Raw genomic sequence first — 15,175 nt, forward strand, 5'->3', positions numbered from 1 at the left:
CGATTACATCACCGAGGAGAGGCCCGTGACTCGCAGCGTCGACTACTACTTCACCCCTCAGAGTCCCTGGACCTACCTGGGGCACGCGCGTTTCACCGCGCTCGCCAAGGCGGCCGGTGCCACGGTCCGGCTGCGGCCGGTCGACTTCGGCGCCATCTTCCCGGTGTCCGGCGGGCTGCCGCTGGGCAAGCGCGCGCCGCAGCGCCAGGCCTACCGGCTGGTGGAACTGGCGCGCTTCTCGCAGCACCTGGACCTTCCGCTGAATCCGAAGCCGAAGTTCTTTCCGGTCGTCGGCGACGATGCGGCCAAGCTCATCATCGCGGTCGACCTGAACGACGGCACCGAGGCCGCGTTGAAGCTGTGCGGCGCGATCTTCGCTGCGGTCTGGGTGCAGGAGCGCAACATCGCGGACCCGAAGGTGCTGGAGGCGTTGACCGCCGAATGCGGGCTGCCGGCCAAGCGCATCGAGCAGTCGCTGAGCCAGGCCGTGCAGGAGCGCTACGAGGACTACACCCAGCAAGCCATCGACGCCAAGGTCTTCGGCGCGCCCAGCTACGTGATCGGCGGCGAGATCTTCTGGGGCCAGGATCGGCTGGACTTCGTGGCCCGCGCATTGAAACAACCCCAACCCACCATCACAGGAGCATGACCATGGGCCAATTCATCGACCTCACTGCCAAGGACGGCGTCGCCTTCCCCGCCTACGTGGCAGAACCCGCCGGCAAGCCCAAGGGCGCGGTGGTCGTCGTGCAGGAGATCTTCGGCGTCAACTCGCACATCCGCTCGGTGGCCGACGGCTACGCGGCCGAGGGGTACCTTGCGGTGGCGCCGGCGACCTTCCATCGTGTCAAGCCCGGCGTCGAGCTGGGCTACAGCGAAGACGACATGAAGGCCGGTTTTTCGCTCAAGACCGCGGTCGAGGCGCTGCCGGCGCCGGGCGTGCTGCAGGACCTCCAGGCCGCAGTTGACTACGCGGCGCGTGCTGGCAAGGTGGGCATCGTCGGCTATTGCTGGGGCGGCCTTTTGACCTGGCGGGCCTCGGCCAAGGTGTCGGGTCTGTCGGCCGCGGCGCCCTACTACGGCGGCGGGATGACCACGCCGGAGGAAAGCGCGATCACGCCCAAGGTCCCGGTGCTCGCGCATTTCGGCAACAACGACCACTGGATTCCGCTCGACACCATCGAGACCTTCAAGAAGGCGCATCCGGAGGTGGAGGTGCACGTGTACGAGTGCGGCCACGGCTTCAATTGCGACCAGCGCGGTTCCTACAACGCCGAGGCCGCCAAGCTGGCCCGCGAGCGCACGCTGGCCTTCTTCGCCAAGCACCTGGCCTGACGGTCGCGGCATGGGCCGGCGGCATCCGATGCGCTTCGCCGCGGCCCTGCTGGCATTGGCGGCGGCCTGCCCTGGGGCGCAGGCGGCCGACTACAGCGGGCCGCTGTTCGACGCGCATCTGCACTACAACGAGGAAGCCTGGGACGGCGACACCGGGCCCTATCCGCCGGCCGAGGCCTTGGCGCGCATGCAGCGCAACGGGGTGAAGGCCATCATCGCCAACTCGCGGCCCAACGCGGGCACGCAGACCCTGGCCGCGGCGCGCGAGACCCGCGCGGCCGGCGTGACGGTGGTGCCCTTCGTGCGGCTCTATCGCAACCGTGACGACTACAACAACTGGTTCCGCGACGAGAGCATCTACGAGATGGTGCAGTCCGAGCTCGCGCGCGGCACGGCGAGCGGGCCGTACCGCGGGCTGGGCGAATTCCACCTCTACGACAGCGTGAACGCCAACGGCCCGGTGGCCCGCAAGCTGATCGTGCTGGCGGAGCAGAAGAAGCTGGCAGTGCTCGCGCACGTGGACGACACGGCGATCGACCTGCTGATGGCGCATGCGCCGTCCAAGGGGCAGGCGCTGCGCCTCATCTGGGCGCACACCGGCATCGGCGGGCCGTCGGTAGCGCGGGTGCGGGCCTTGCTGGAGCGCTACCCGTTGCTGATGGGCGAGCTGTCCTATCGGCCTGGCCTGACCTGCGAGGGAGGCGCGCTCTGTCCCGAGTGGCGAGAGCTGATCCTCCGCTACCCCGACCGCTTCCTGGTCGGCTCTGACACCTGGGTGAACCAGCGCTGGAGCGCCTACGACGAGATCATGGGCGGCTACCGGCGCTGGCTCGCGGACCTGCCGCCGGAGGTGGCCCAGCGCATTGCCTGGGGCAATGCGGCGGCGCTGTTCGGGCTGCGTTGAGTGGCGGCTTCAGGCCGCCATCGGCTGCCGCTTGCGCCGGCCGGCAGGCTTGGCGGCGACAGCGGCGGGCGCCTCGACCAGGACCGGCGGCTCGTAGGTCTTGCCGTGCGTCTCGAGGAAGTCGAGCAGGGCGCGCAGCGCGGCACTGTTGTGGCGGCGCTGCGAGTAGGCCGCGTACAGCCACAGGTCGCGCGGCATGTATTCCTTGAGCACCGGCACCAGCGCGCCGCGCTCCACGTGGGCCTGCGCCATCATGGCCGGCACGCAGATCGCGCCCAGCCCGGCGAGCGCGGCGCCGATCAGCGGCGCGGCGTCGTTGGCGTCCATGCGGCTGTGCACGGGCACCACATACGGCTTGCCGTCGACCTCGAAGGGCAGGTGCGGGCCGCCTTCCGCCAGCGAATAGGTCAGCACGTCGTGGCGCCGCATGTCGTCCGGCGTCGTCGGCAGGCCGCGCCGCGCCCAGTAGGTGGGTGCGGCGCACAGCACCAGGTCCATCTGGCGCAGGCGCCGCACGATCAGGTTCTCGTCGCGGATGCGGCCCAGGCGCAGGGCGATGTCCACGCCTTCCTCGACCAGGTCGATCACGCGGTTGCTCAGGTGCAGGCTCACGTGCACGTCGGGGTAGGTCTTCATGAACTCGCCCAGGATGCCCGGGAAGGCACTCTGGGCGAAGCCGTGCGGTGCGGTGATCCTCAGGCGCCCCTGTGGGCGGCCCGCGTGCGCCTGCAACTCGTTCTGGGTGAGCTCGACCATCTCCATCAGCGGCTTGCTGCGCTCGAGCAGCAACTGGCCCGCATCGGTCAGGCTGACCGAGCGGGTGGAACGGTTGAGCAGGCGCACGCCGAAGCGCTCTTCCAGTTGCGCGACGTATTTACTCACCGTGGCCTTCGAGGTGCCGAGCACCCGGGCCGCACGGGAGAAGCTGCCGCGCTCGGCGACTTCACGAAACGCTTTCAGCAGATCCAGGCCGTCCATAGGTTTCCATTGTTTCAAATTCATGAACGCGGCGGTTTCAAGGCCCTAGGGTTTTTACTTAGATTCGGCGCACACTGCGTTCGACAGGGCCCTTACCCGCGTTCTCCGGATTGTTTCGATCCGGGAAACGCCGTGTCTCTTTTGTAGGTGGTTTCCCGAGGTTGTTCGACCGGACACTTCCTCGCACAGGCAGCCCTGCGCGAGCCTGGTTTGGAACCACTTCCGACGAAACCCAAGGACCTGACATGAAGACCTCTCGCCTCCTCGCCGCCGCTGCGCTGTCCCTGATCGCCGCCGCTGGCGCCCATGCCGAAACCTACCATGGCGTGCAAGCGCCGGTCTCCGCGCTCAGCCGCGCCGACGTCGAAGCCGAAGCCGCTCGCACGGCCGCCGCGCCGAACCAGAACGTGGTGCGCGGCTCGCGCGGCGCGGAGCCGTTCAAGGCGGTCGCCGACGCCAACGCCGTCTACGCTCAGGCCGTTGCCACCGCCAACGCCCCGGACCAGAACGTGACCAGCGGCTCGCGCGTCAACAGCCGCGTGATCTCGACGATGCCGAACCGCGCTGACGCGCTGCAGCAAGCTCAGAAGCAGGGCACGCCCGCCGCCAAGTAATCCGGCCAGGCTGATCGAAGAGCCGTGCAGCGCGCCCGCGCTGCGCGGCTTTTTTCTATCTGTTCCTCGCCAGGTAGCGCTTGCGCCAGAAGACGAGCACCAGCAGCAGCGCGATCCCGGCCATGGAGGCCATGGCGATCCAGAAGCCGTCGGCCTTGTGCACCAACGGGATGAACTCGAAGTTCATGCCGAAGATGCCGGCGATGAGGTTCAGCGGCAGGAAGACCGCAGTGAGCACCGTGAGCACCCGCATGATGTCGTTGGCGCGGTGACTCTGGACGCTGAAGTGCAGTTGCACCGCGGTCTCCGCGTTCTGCTCGAGCCGCCGTACGTGATGCACCACGCGCTGGATGTGCTCCAGCACGTCGCGGCTGCGCACCATGATGAGCTCGCGCTCTCGCAATTCGGCGGTGCCATCGGGTGAAGGGAGGGTTTCCAAGGCGTCGATCCAGTCCTGAACCGCGGCGCGCTGGTCCTCGCAGATCTCGTCGAGGTGGTGCAGCGACTGGCGCGCCTCCATCAGCGCGCTCCAGTTGGTGAAGCGGCTGCGCGGGTCGATCAGCTCGGCCTGCCAGTGATCCAGCTGGCGGGTCAGGTCGCGGCGCAAGTCCAGGTAGGCGTCGACGATCAGGTTGACCACGCGCAGCATCAGGTCTGCGGGGCTGGTCGGCAGACGGGCGGAGACCGCGCGCACGTCGAGAGCTGGGGCCGCCCCGGCACCACGTGCGTCGGGCGACGCTGCGCTCAGCAGGCGGGCGGCGAAGGCGTCGCGCACCGAGCCGTCTTCCGGATGCACGGACAGCAGCACCCGGTCGAAGACGGCGAAGCCCACCGGCCGCGTGTCGATGCGGCGCAGAACGGGCGGGCCGCTGCCGCGCGGCGGAAGGGGATCGGCGCCGGCCGGCTTCGGGCCGTTGGTGGCGGCAAGACGGCGGAACACCAGCACGTCGTACTGCGAGGTGTAGTCGTAGCGCGAAGGCAACTGGTCGTTGAGCAGGTCGGCCACGTGCAGGTCGACCAGGTGGGTGCCGCAGAGCGATTGCAGCGTGCCCTGCACCTCGGCCAGCGATGCGCGCAGCTCGTCGCGCGTGAGCGACAGCCACAGGTAGCCGGCGCAGGCCCCGGGCACCGACAGCGGCGCCAGGGCGGGATGCTCGACGACGCGGCTGCCGTGGATCTCGAAGATGCGCATGCGGGGCGCCGGCCGCTCAAGGCCTGGGCAGCAGGCGCGCGGCGTCCAGCGCGAAATAGGTGAGCACGCCGTCGGCGCCGGCGCGCTTGAAGGCCAGCAGGCTTTCCAGCATCACGGCGTCATGGTCCAGCCAGCCGTTCTGCGCCGCCGCCTTGAGCATGGCGTACTCGCCGCTGACCTGGTAGGCGAAGGTCGGCACCTGGAATTCGTCCTTCACCCGGCGCACGATGTCCAGGTAGGGCATGCCGGGCTTCACCATCACCATGTCGGCGCCCTCGGCGATGTCGATGCCGACCTCGCGCAGCGCCTCGTCGCTGTTGCCCGGGTCCATCTGGTAAACCTTCTTGTTGCTCTTGCCGAGGTTGGCGGCCGAGCCCACCGCGTCTCGGAAGGGGCCGTAGAAGGCGCTCGCGTACTTGGCGCTGTAGGCCATGATCCGCGTATGGAGGTGGCCAGCCGATTCGAGAGCACTCCGGATCGCGCCGATGCGGCCGTCCATCATGTCGCTGGGCGCCACGATGTCCACGCCCGCCTGGGCCTGGGCCAGGGCCTGCTTGACCAGTACCTCGACGGTCGGATCGTTGAGGATGTAGCCGGTCTCGTCCAGCAGGCCGTCCTGCCCGTGGCTGGTGTAGGGGTCCAGGGCGACGTCGGTCATCACGCCCAGTTCCGGAAAGCGCGACTTGAGCCCGGCCACAACGCGCGGGATCAAGCCCTCGGCATTGAAGGCCTCGTCCCCGGCCGGTGTCTTGAGGCCAGCGTCGATCACCGGGAACAGCGCCATGGCCGGAATGCCGAGCGACAGGCATTGCTCGGCGACCGGCAGCAGCAGGTCCAGGCTGAGCCGCTCGACGCCGGGCATGGAGGGCACCGCGTCGCGCTTCTTGTCGCCTTCCTGCACGAACACCGGATAAATGAGGTCATGAACGCTGAGCGTACGCTCACGTACGAGGTTGCGTGTGAAGGCGTCCCGGCGCAGCCGGCGCGGCCGGCCTGCAGGAAATGGGGCATGAAGGGTCATGCGGAAAATTGTGCCCCAACTGCTTTCAGGCGCCGACGGGTGGGGCCGGCGTGCTACATGACTAGTACCTTAGATCTACATGAGTTATGAAATTCATCAAAATCCTAGAACTGGCTTGATCGCGGTTAATGCCTTTGTTAAATTCCGCGGTGGGCGGCTTGCCGCTCCCCGCTTTTCCTCCCTGAGCGGGTGCCTTGATGTGTGACAGCAAAAGGGCTTCCCAGCCCGGCGTTTTGGCGCCGGGCTTTTTTTTGCCCTGGCGTTGCCCGGCCCTCGACGGGCCCGCCACTAAACTGCCGCCATGCTCTGGGTCAAGTCGCTGCACATCGTTTTCGTCGCGAGCTGGTTCGCTGGGCTGTTCTACCTGCCGCGCATCTTCGTGAACCTGGCGATGGTGCCGCCCGAGTCGGTGGCGGAACGGGAGCGGCTCCTGCTCATGGCCCGCAAGCTGTGGCGCTTCACCACCTTCCTGGCCGTGCCGGCGGTCGGCTTCGGGCTCTGGCTCTGGCTGGGTTATGGCATCGGGCGGGGCCCCGGCAGCGGATGGATGCATGCGAAGCTGGCGTTGGTGCTGGCAGTCATCGGCTACCACCACGGCTGCGGCGTGCTGCTGCGCAAGTTCGTGGCGGGCCAGGACCGGCGCAGCGAGCGCTGGTATCGCTGGTTCAACGAGGCGCCGGTGCTGCTGCTGCTGGTGATCGTGGTGCTGGTGGTGGTCAAGCCTTTCTGAGCGGTGGCCAACCCCCACAAGTCCACGGCCCTGCCTCTCGCGTTCGCCTATGCGGCGCTGATCGTCTACGCCAGTCTCTATCCCTTCGCCGACTGGCGCGACCAGGGCATCGCGCCCTGGTCCTTTCTGGCGGCCCCCTGGCCCAAGTACTGGACCGGCTTCGATTTCGGCATCAACGTGGCTGGCTACATGCCGCTGGGCTTCCTGACGGCCATCGCCGCGCTGCGCACCTGGCCCGGCAGCGGGCCGGTGCGCGCGGTGCTCGTCGCGGCGCTGGCGGGCGTGGCGATCTCCTTTGCCATGGAAACGCTGCAGAGCTACCTGCCGGCGCGAATTCCGTCCAATGTGGACCTGGGCCTCAACAGCGCGGGTGCCCTGGCGGGCGCGGTGCTGGCGGCCGCGCTGGAGCGGCTGGGTGCGGTGGCGCACTGGCACCGGGCGCGCTCCAACTGGTTCGTCGAGGATTCGCGCGGCGCGTTGGTGCTGCTGGCGCTGTGGCCGCTGGCGCTCCTCTTCCCGGCCGCCGTCACCTTCGGGCTGGGCCAGGTGTTCGAGCGGCTGGAGGCGGCGATTTCCGAATGGCTGCTCGACACGCCCTTCATCGACTGGTTGCCCGTGCGTCAGTTCGAGCTGGAGCCCCTGGTGCCGGGCGTCGAACTGCTGTGCGTGATGCTGGGCGCACTTGTGCCTTGCCTGCTGGCCTTCCTGGTGACGCGCCCGGTCGCGCGCCGGGCCGTGCTGCTGCCGCTGGTGCTGCTGGCCGGCGTGGGTGCCTCGGCCTTGTCCGCGGCGCTGAGCTACGGGCCCGAGCACGCCTGGGCTTGGCTGAGCCTGCCGGTGCAGGTCGGCATCGCGGCCGCCTTCTTCCTCGGCGTGGCGCTGCTGCCCGCGCCGCGCCGGTTGTGCGCCGCCCTGTTGCTGGTCGCGCTGGTCGTGCACCTGAGCCTGCTCAATCAGGCGCCGGAGAGCGCCTATTTCGCCCAGACGCTGGCGACCTGGGAGCAAGGGCGCTTCATCCGCTTCCATGGCCTCGCACAGTGGCTGGGCTGGCTCTGGCCCTTCGCCACGCTGGCCTATGTGCTGGCGGCCCTGTCGCGCCGTGCGCGGCCCTGATGGCCACGTGCATGGGGCGTGCTCAATAGAATGAGCCGATGTCCAGTTCCAGCACTGCGCCGCCGCGCGGCTACTACGGCCGCCACATCTTCTTCTGCCTGAACGAACGTACCAACGGCGAGGACTCCTGCTCGCACCACAACGCGCAGGAAGGCTTTGCCCGCTGCAAGGCGCGCGTCAAGGAAGCGGGGCTGGCCGGGCCCGGCAAGGTACGGGTCAACAAGGCGGGCTGCCTGGACCGCTGCGCCGGCGGACCGGTGGCGGTGGTCTACCCGGAGGCTGTCTGGTACACCTTCGTCGACGAGGAGGACATCGACGAGATCGTCGATTCGCACCTCCGCAATGGCCAGGTGGTCGAGCGGCTGCTGTTGCCGCCGGACGTGGGACGCTGATGAAGCCATGAATTCGCAAACCGAGAAACTCGCGCTTCAGGGCGCCGCCGGTACCATCGCCGCGCTGCGGGATGCGGCGGCCCAGGACGTGCCTGCGCGCGGCGTGGCGGTGATCGCCCATCCGCATCCGCTCTTCGGCGGCACCATGGACAACAAGGTGGTGCAGACGCTGGCGCGCGCCTTCGTCGCCTGTGGCTGGACCGCGGTGCGCTTCAATTTCCGCGGCGTGGGCGGCACTGAAGGCGTGCACGACGAGGGCCGCGGCGAACGCGAGGACATGCTGAAGGTCATCGAGCAGGTGGCGCCCGAGGGCCCCCTCGCCATCGCCGGCTTCTCCTTCGGCGCCTTCGTCGCGAGCTGTACGGCCGAGCCCTTGTGGGCGCGGCGCGATATCCGCCAGATGGTGCTGGTCGGCACGGCCGCCTCCCGTTTCTCGGTGGCGGCGCTGCCGCCCGAAGCGCACGAGCGCACCCTGGTCGTGCATGGCGAGCAGGACGACACGGTGCCGCTGGCCGCGGTGCTGGACTGGGCCCGGCCGCAGTCACTTCCTGTTACGGTCGTTCCCGGAGGCGGTCATTTCTTTCACGGACAATTGCCGCTGCTCAAAGGTCTGGTCGTTCGCCATCTGCGCGCCGGCTAGTGTTCGTTTCTTCCCGCATCTCCATGAATCGTCTACTCGGCGCGCTGCGCGCCTTCGCAGCGGCCGCTGCCGCATCCTTCTGCCTGATCGCCGGCGCCCAGGTGCCGCAACCCCCCGAGGTCGCCGCCCGCAGTTACCTGCTGCTGGACGTGACCGCCAACCAGTTGCTCGCACAGAAGGACATCGACACGCCGGTGGAGCCGGCCTCGCTCACCAAGCTGATGTCGGCCTACCTGGTCTTCGATGCGCTCAAGGCGAAGAAGATCACGCTGCAGCAGACCCTGCCGGTCAGCACCCGGGCCTGGAAGATGCCCGGTTCGCGCATGTTCATCGATCCGAAGATGCAGGTGCCGGTCGAAGACCTCATCAAGGGCCTGATCGTGCAATCGGGCAACGACGCCACCGTCGCGCTGGCCGAGGGCGTGGGCGGCACGGTCGAGCATTTCGTCGAGCTCATGAACGAGCAGGCCAAGGCGCTCGGCATGAAGAACACGGCCTACAAGAATCCCGAGGGCCTCACGGCGCCCGGGCACACCACGACGGCACGTGATCTCAGCATTCTGGCGACCCGCCTGATGCGCGATTTTCCCGACTACGTGCACTACTACTCGATCAAGAAGTACCGCTATCCGGGCACGCCCTCGACCAACGACACCAACCGCAACCTGCTGCTGTTTCGTGACCCCACCGTCGACGGGCTGAAGACTGGCCACACCGACGCCGCGGGCTATTGCATGATCGTGACCTCCAAGCGCGACTTTCCGAACCTGAATGGCGGCCGGCGTCTGTTGTCGATCGTGCTTGGGGCGGCCAGCGAGAACGCACGGGCCAACGAGTCCCAGAAACTGCTGAACTGGGGTTACACCGCCTATGACGCGGTCCGCCTGTTCGATGCCAATCAGGCGGTCGCGACGCCGCAGGTCTGGAAGGGCAAGGAGAACACCGTCAAGCTCGGCCGGACGGAGCCGATCGTGGTGGCCGTGCCTGCCGGGTCGGCCAGCAAGATCAAGACGCAGGTCGCTCGCCCCGACCCGCTGGTTGCGCCCTTTGCCCGCAACCAGCAGATCGGCTCGCTCAAGATCACCCTGGCCGAACAGCCGGTGGCGGAAGTGCCCCTGCTCGCCCTGGAGCCGGTCGAGCAGGCTGGCGTCCTCGGTCGTGCCTGGGACGCGGTGCGGCTCTGGATCAAGTAGCCCCCAACCTGGGGGAGTGCTATACTCGCGGGCTTTTCGGAAAAATCCGAAGGGTTTCACGTTTTCGTCATTCCCCGGCTGCCTCATGTCACGATGAGGTCACGGTGAGGCGCCGAGCCGGGGTGTTTTGGGACTAATTCATTCATGCCAACCATCAATCAACTGGTGCGTCAGGGCCGCGAGGTCGAAAAGACCAAGTCGAAGAGCCCTGCCATGCAGAACTCGCCGCAGCGTCGCGGTGTCTGCACCCGGGTCTACACCACGACCCCCAAGAAGCCGAACTCGGCGCTGCGCAAGGTCGCCAAGGTGCGCCTGACCAACGGCTTCGAGGTCATTTCCTACATCGGCGGTGAAGGCCACAATCTGCAGGAACACAGCGTGGTGCTGGTTCGCGGCGGTCGTGTCAAGGATCTGCCCGGCGTGCGCTACCACATCGTGCGCGGCTCGCTGGACCTGCAGGGCGTGAAGGATCGCAAGCAGTCGCGTTCCAAGTACGGCGCGAAGCGCCCCAAGAAGGCCTGATCCTTCCTGTCGTCAATCAACGGTGTTCGGCGCGCCCCTGGCGGGTGCATCGAGCGTAGTGACCCGGTATTGGGTCGAGTAAGTGAGAGCTCTCGTCGGTTCTCGCGGTGCCGGAAACGGTGCCAACTGAAGCAAAGAGGTTAGAAAAATGCCACGTCGTCGCGAAGTCCCCAAACGTGAAATCCTGCCGGATCCCAAGTACGGCAATGTCGAGCTGTCCAAATTCATGAACGTGATCATGGAGGGCGGCAAGAAGGCTGTGGCCGAGCGCATCATCTACGGTGCCCTCGACCAGATCGAGAAGAAGAACCCGGGCAAGGATCCGCTCGAAGCCTTCACCATCGCCATCAACAACGTCAAGCCGATGGTCGAAGTGAAGTCGCGCCGCGTCGGTGGTGCGAATTACCAGGTTCCGGTGGAAGTGCGCCCGGTGCGCCGCCTGGCGCTGTCGATGCGCTGGATCAAGGAAGCCGCCCGCAAGCGCGGCGAGAAGTCGATGGCTCTGCGCCTGGCCAACGAACTCATGGAAGCCACCGAAGGTCGTGGCGGCGCCATGAAGAAGCGCGATGAAGTGCATCGCATGGCCGAAGCGAACAAGGCCTTCAGCCACTTCCGCTTCTAAGAAGACCAAGCCCTATTCAGACAGGCTGGAAGCCCGATCCACCGATTGCGGTGGGCGGGCTTTCATCCGTTAACGGAGTAATTTTCATGTCCCGCAAGACCCCCATCGAGCGCTACCGCAACATCGGTATTTCCGCGCACATCGACGCCGGCAAGACCACGACGACCGAGCGTATCCTGTTCTATACCGGGGTGAACCACAAGATCGGTGAAGTGCACGACGGCGCTGCCACCATGGACTGGATGGAGCAGGAGCAGGAGCGTGGCATCACGATCACCTCGGCCGCCACCACCTGCTTCTGGAAGGGCATGGACATGTCTTTCCCCGAGCATCGCATCAACATCATCGACACCCCCGGCCACGTGGACTTCACCATCGAGGTGGAGCGTTCCATGCGCGTGCTGGACGGCGCGGTGATGGTGTACGACTCGGTGGGCGGCGTGCAGCCCCAGTCGGAGACCGTCTGGCGCCAGGCCAACAAGTACAAAGTGCCCCGTCTCGCGTTCGTCAACAAGATGGACCGCGTCGGCGCTGACTTCTTCCGCGTGCGCCAGATGATGGTGGACCGCCTGAAGGCCAACCCCGTGCCCATCGTCATCCCGATCGGCGCCGAGGACAATTTCAGGGGCGTGGTCGACCTGCGCAAGATGAAGGCCATCATCTGGGACGAAGCCTCCCAGGGCATGAAGTTCACCTTCGAGGACATCCCCGCCGACCTCGTCGCCTCCGCCAAGGAATGGCGCGAGAAGATGGTCGAGTCCGCCGCAGAGGCCTCGGAAGAGCTGATGAACAAGTACCTCGAGGAAGGTGACCTGACCGAGGAAGAGATCACGCTAGGCCTGCGCACGCGCACGATCGCCGGCGAGATCCAGCCGATGCTGTGCGGCACCGCCTTCAAGAACAAGGGTGTGCAGCGCATGCTCGACGCCGTGATCGAGCTGATGCCGTCGCCGCTGGACATCCCGCCGGTGCAGGGCACCGACGAGGACGAGAAGGAAGCCAGCCGCAAGCCAGACGACAACGAGAAATTCTCCGCGCTCGCGTTCAAGCTCATGACCGACCCCTACGTCGGCCAGCTGACCTTCGTGCGTGTCTACTCGGGCGTGCTCTCAAAGGGCGACAGCGTCTTCAACCCGGTCAAGGGCAAGAAGGAGCGTATCGGCCGTATCGTCCAGATGCACGCCAACGAACGCCAGGAAGTGGACGAAATCCGCGCCGGCGACATCGCCGCATGCGTGGGCCTCAAGGACGTGACGACCGGCGAGACGCTGTGCGATCCCGACTCCGTCATCACGCTGGAGCGCATGGAGTTCCCGGAACCCGTGATCGCGCAGGCCGTGGAGCCCAAGACTAAGGCCGACCAGGAAAAGATGGGCATCGCGCTGCAGCGCCTGGCCCAGGAAGACCCGTCGTTCCGCGTGCGGACCGACGAGGAGTCTGGCCAGACCATCATTTCGGGCATGGGCGAACTGCACCTCGAAATCATCGTGGACCGCATGAAGCGTGAGTTCGGCGTGGAAGCCAACGTGGGCAAGCCGCAGGTGGCCTATCGCGAGACGATCCGCAAGACCGTCACCGACGTCGAAGGCAAGTTCGTTCGCCAGTCGGGCGGCAAGGGCCAGTACGGCCACGTCGTGTTCACGATCGAGCCGCAGGAGCCTGGCAAGGGCTTCGAGTTCGTCGACGCCATCAAGGGCGGCGTGGTGCCGCGCGAGTACATCCCGGCGGTCGAGAAGGGCGTGATCGAAGCGCTCAACACCGGCGTGCTGGCCGGGTACCCGGTGGTGGACGTCAAGACGACGCTGACCTTCGGTTCTTACCACGACGTGGACTCGTCCGAGCAGGCCTTCAAGATGGCTGCCATCTTCGGCTTCAAGGAAGGTTGCAAGAAGGCGTCGCCCGTCATCCTCGAGCCGATGATGGCCGTGGAAGTCGAGACGCCCGAGGACTACGCCGGCAACGTGATGGGCGACCTGTCGTCCCGCCGCGGCATGGTGCAGGGCATGGAAGACATGGTCGGCGGTGGCAAGACCATCAAGGCAGAGGTGCCGCTGTCCGAAATGTTCGGCTACTCGACCACGCTGCGCTCGATGTCGCAAGGTCGTGCCACCTACACGATGGAATTCAAGCACTACGCGGAAGCGCCGCGCAACGTGTCGGAAGCCATCGTCGCCGCCCGCGCCAAGTAATTGCATCTGTCTGCGACCGCGTGCCTCTCGTTGCCCGTGGCGAGGGATCCAGCAACGCGGTGCAGACGTTAAACCAACACACGGGCATTGCTCTTTCAAGGATTGAAAAATGGCAAAAGGAAAATTCACCCGCACGAAGCCGCACGTGAACGTCGGCACGATCGGTCACGTGGACCACGGCAAGACCACCCTGACGGCGGCGATCGCCACCGTGTTGTCGGCCAAGTTCGGCGGTGAAGCCAAGGCCTACGACCAGATTGATGCGGCGCCCGAAGAAAAGGCCCGCGGCATCACCATCAACACCGCGCACGTCGAGTACGAGACCGCCAATCGCCACTACGCGCACGTCGACTGCCCCGGTCACGCCGACTACGTCAAGAACATGATCACCGGTGCCGCCCAGATGGACGGCGCCATCCTGGTGTGCTCGGCCGCCGACGGCCCGATGCCCCAGACCCGTGAGCACATCCTGCTGGCCCGCCAGGTCGGCGTCGGCTACATCATCGTCTACTTGAACAAGTGCGACATGGTTGACGACAAGGAGCTGCTCGAGCTCGTCGAGATGGAAGTGCGCGAGCTGCTGGACAAGTATGAATTCCCCGGTGACGCCACCCCCATCATCCATGGCTCGGCCAAGCTGGCCCTGGAAGGCGACAAGGGCGACCTGGGCGAAGGCTCCATCATGAAGCTGGCCGAAGCCCTGGACACCTACATCCCCACGCCTGAGCGCGCGGTGGACGGCACCTTCCTGATGCCCGTGGAAGACGTTTTCTCCATCTCCGGCCGTGGCACCGTGGTGACCGGCGCCGTCGAGCGCGGTGTCATCAAGGTCGGCGAGGAAATCGAGATCGTCGGTATCCGCCCGACCCAGAAGACCACCTGCACTGGCGTGGAAATGTTCCGCAAGCTGCTGGATCAGGGTCAGGCCGGCGACAACGTGGGCGTGCTGCTGCGCGGCACCAAGCGCGAGGAAGTCGAGCGCGGCCAGGTGCTGTGCAAGCCCGGCTCGATCAAGCCGCACACCCACTTCACCGCCGAGGTGTACGTGCTGAGCAAGGACGAGGGTGGCCGTCACACGCCGTTCTTCAACAACTACCGTCCGCAGTTCTACTTCCGCACCACCGACGTCACTGGCGCCATCGAGCTGCCCAAGGACAAGGAAATGGTGATGCCTGGGGACAACGTGTCCATCACGGTGAAGCTGATCAACCCCATCGCCATGGAAGAGGGGCTGCGCTTCGCCATCCGCGAGGGTGGCCGCACCGTGGGTTCGGGCGTGGTGGCGAAGATCCTGGACGTCTAAAGCGATCGCACGAAGGAATCACCATGGCAGCCAAGCAAAAAATCCGCATCCGCCTCAAGGCTTTCGACTACAAGCTGATCGACCAGTCGGCCGCCGAGATCGTGGACACCGCCAAGCGCACCGGCGCCATCGTCAAGGGCCCCGTGCCCCTGCCGACGCGCATGAAGCGTTTCGACATCCTGCGCTCGCCGCACGTCAACAAGTCGAGCCGCGACCAGTTCGAAATCCGCACTCACCAGCGTCTGATGGACATCGTCGACCCGACCGACAAGACCGTGGACGCGCTGATGAAGCTCGACCTGCCAGCTGGCGTGGACGTCGAGATCAAGCTGCAATAAGCCCTGCGGCCTTGTAGGAAAAAGCCCGCGTGCAGAAATGCGCGCGGGCTTATTTTTTGACTTGCGAATGTGGCATCCTTCGGCGACGG

Annotated in this window: 17 protein-coding genes; 14 read left to right on the forward strand and 3 right to left on the reverse strand. The window is 66.3% G+C overall.

Features of this window, described 5'->3' with window-relative positions; genetic code table 11:
- The first annotated feature begins 25 nt into the window (after nt 1-25).
- Genes A8M77_RS00125 through A8M77_RS00135 form a run of 3 tightly spaced genes read left to right on the forward strand, consistent with a single transcriptional unit; the run spans nt 26 to nt 2,239 of the window.
- The gene (locus A8M77_RS00125) at nt 26-649 is read left to right on the forward strand and encodes a 2-hydroxychromene-2-carboxylate isomerase (RefSeq protein ID WP_086919606.1); all 624 of its coding nucleotides are present in this window, start codon (nt 26-28) and stop codon (nt 647-649) included.
- Nucleotides 650-651: 2 nt separating this feature from the next.
- Nucleotides 652-1,335 (forward strand): dienelactone hydrolase family protein, encoded by a 684-nt coding sequence (locus A8M77_RS00130; protein ID WP_086919607.1) that lies wholly within the window; start codon nt 652-654, stop codon nt 1,333-1,335.
- Nucleotides 1,336-1,363: 28 nt separating this feature from the next.
- Nucleotides 1,364-2,239 carry an amidohydrolase family protein gene (locus tag A8M77_RS00135; protein ID WP_086919608.1) on the forward strand — a complete coding sequence of 292 codons (876 nt, stop codon included), beginning with the start codon at nt 1,364-1,366 and terminating at the stop codon, nt 2,237-2,239.
- Nucleotides 2,240-2,248: 9 nt separating this feature from the next.
- On the opposite strand, the gene A8M77_RS00140 is transcribed toward A8M77_RS00135, so the two are convergent.
- Complete coding sequence (locus A8M77_RS00140; RefSeq protein ID WP_086919609.1) at nt 2,249-3,217, reverse strand: LysR family transcriptional regulator; 969 nt, start codon at nt 3,215-3,217, stop codon at nt 2,249-2,251.
- A 245-nt stretch (nt 3,218-3,462) separates the two neighbouring features.
- On the opposite strand from A8M77_RS00140, the gene A8M77_RS00145 reads away from it, so the two are divergent.
- Nucleotides 3,463-3,831, forward strand: a complete 369-nt coding sequence (locus A8M77_RS00145; RefSeq protein WP_086919610.1) for a DUF4148 domain-containing protein — start codon at nt 3,463-3,465, stop codon at nt 3,829-3,831.
- A gap of 55 nt (nt 3,832-3,886) precedes the next feature.
- Here A8M77_RS00145 and A8M77_RS00150 read toward each other — a convergent pair whose 3' ends face one another.
- Together A8M77_RS00150 and hemB are read right to left on the reverse strand one after the other, a co-directional pair.
- Complete coding sequence (locus tag A8M77_RS00150; RefSeq protein ID WP_086919611.1) at nt 3,887-5,023, reverse strand: magnesium transporter CorA family protein; 1,137 nt, start codon at nt 5,021-5,023, stop codon at nt 3,887-3,889.
- A 16-nt stretch (nt 5,024-5,039) separates the two neighbouring features.
- Nucleotides 5,040-6,044 carry a porphobilinogen synthase gene (gene hemB, locus A8M77_RS00155; RefSeq protein ID WP_086919612.1) on the reverse strand — a complete coding sequence of 335 codons (1,005 nt, stop codon included), beginning with the start codon at nt 6,042-6,044 and terminating at the stop codon, nt 5,040-5,042.
- A gap of 301 nt (nt 6,045-6,345) precedes the next feature.
- On the opposite strand from hemB, the gene A8M77_RS00160 reads away from it, so the two are divergent.
- The 10 genes from A8M77_RS00160 to rpsJ all read left to right on the forward strand — a co-directional run bounded on the left by A8M77_RS00160 (nt 6,346) and on the right by rpsJ (nt 15,086).
- A complete protein-coding gene (locus A8M77_RS00160) occupies nt 6,346-6,774 on the forward strand; it encodes a CopD family protein (RefSeq protein ID WP_086919613.1) in 429 nt (142 codons plus the stop codon).
- 3 nt (nt 6,775-6,777) lie between these two features.
- Nucleotides 6,778-7,887: a VanZ family protein gene (locus tag A8M77_RS00165; protein WP_086919614.1), complete on the forward strand. Its 1,110-nt coding sequence runs from the start codon at nt 6,778-6,780 to the stop codon at nt 7,885-7,887.
- Between the two features lie 38 nt (nt 7,888-7,925).
- Nucleotides 7,926-8,279 (forward strand): (2Fe-2S) ferredoxin domain-containing protein, encoded by a 354-nt coding sequence (locus tag A8M77_RS00170; RefSeq protein WP_086919615.1) that lies wholly within the window; start codon nt 7,926-7,928, stop codon nt 8,277-8,279.
- A 7-nt stretch (nt 8,280-8,286) separates the two neighbouring features.
- Nucleotides 8,287-8,919 (forward strand): alpha/beta hydrolase, encoded by a 633-nt coding sequence (locus A8M77_RS00175; RefSeq protein ID WP_086919616.1) that lies wholly within the window; start codon nt 8,287-8,289, stop codon nt 8,917-8,919.
- Nucleotides 8,920-8,942: 23 nt separating this feature from the next.
- Nucleotides 8,943-10,112 (forward strand): D-alanyl-D-alanine carboxypeptidase family protein, encoded by a 1,170-nt coding sequence (locus A8M77_RS00180; protein WP_086919903.1) that lies wholly within the window; start codon nt 8,943-8,945, stop codon nt 10,110-10,112.
- 144 nt (nt 10,113-10,256) lie between these two features.
- Nucleotides 10,257-10,634 (forward strand): 30S ribosomal protein S12, encoded by a 378-nt coding sequence (gene rpsL, locus A8M77_RS00185; RefSeq protein WP_017759704.1) that lies wholly within the window; start codon nt 10,257-10,259, stop codon nt 10,632-10,634.
- Between the two features lie 148 nt (nt 10,635-10,782).
- Nucleotides 10,783-11,256 carry a 30S ribosomal protein S7 gene (gene rpsG / locus A8M77_RS00190; RefSeq protein WP_077002363.1) on the forward strand — a complete coding sequence of 158 codons (474 nt, stop codon included), beginning with the start codon at nt 10,783-10,785 and terminating at the stop codon, nt 11,254-11,256.
- 86 nt (nt 11,257-11,342) lie between these two features.
- Nucleotides 11,343-13,445: an elongation factor G gene (gene fusA, locus A8M77_RS00195; RefSeq protein WP_086919617.1), complete on the forward strand. Its 2,103-nt coding sequence runs from the start codon at nt 11,343-11,345 to the stop codon at nt 13,443-13,445.
- 109 nt (nt 13,446-13,554) lie between these two features.
- Nucleotides 13,555-14,748, forward strand: a complete 1,194-nt coding sequence (gene tuf, locus A8M77_RS00200; protein WP_086919618.1) for an elongation factor Tu — start codon at nt 13,555-13,557, stop codon at nt 14,746-14,748.
- A 23-nt stretch (nt 14,749-14,771) separates the two neighbouring features.
- Nucleotides 14,772-15,086 (forward strand): 30S ribosomal protein S10, encoded by a 315-nt coding sequence (rpsJ, locus tag A8M77_RS00205; RefSeq protein WP_086919619.1) that lies wholly within the window; start codon nt 14,772-14,774, stop codon nt 15,084-15,086.
- The last annotated feature ends 89 nt before the right edge of the window (nt 15,087-15,175 follow it).

The organism is Variovorax sp. JS1663 (genome assembly GCF_002157355.1).
GTDB lineage: Bacteria > Pseudomonadota > Gammaproteobacteria > Burkholderiales > Burkholderiaceae_C > Variovorax.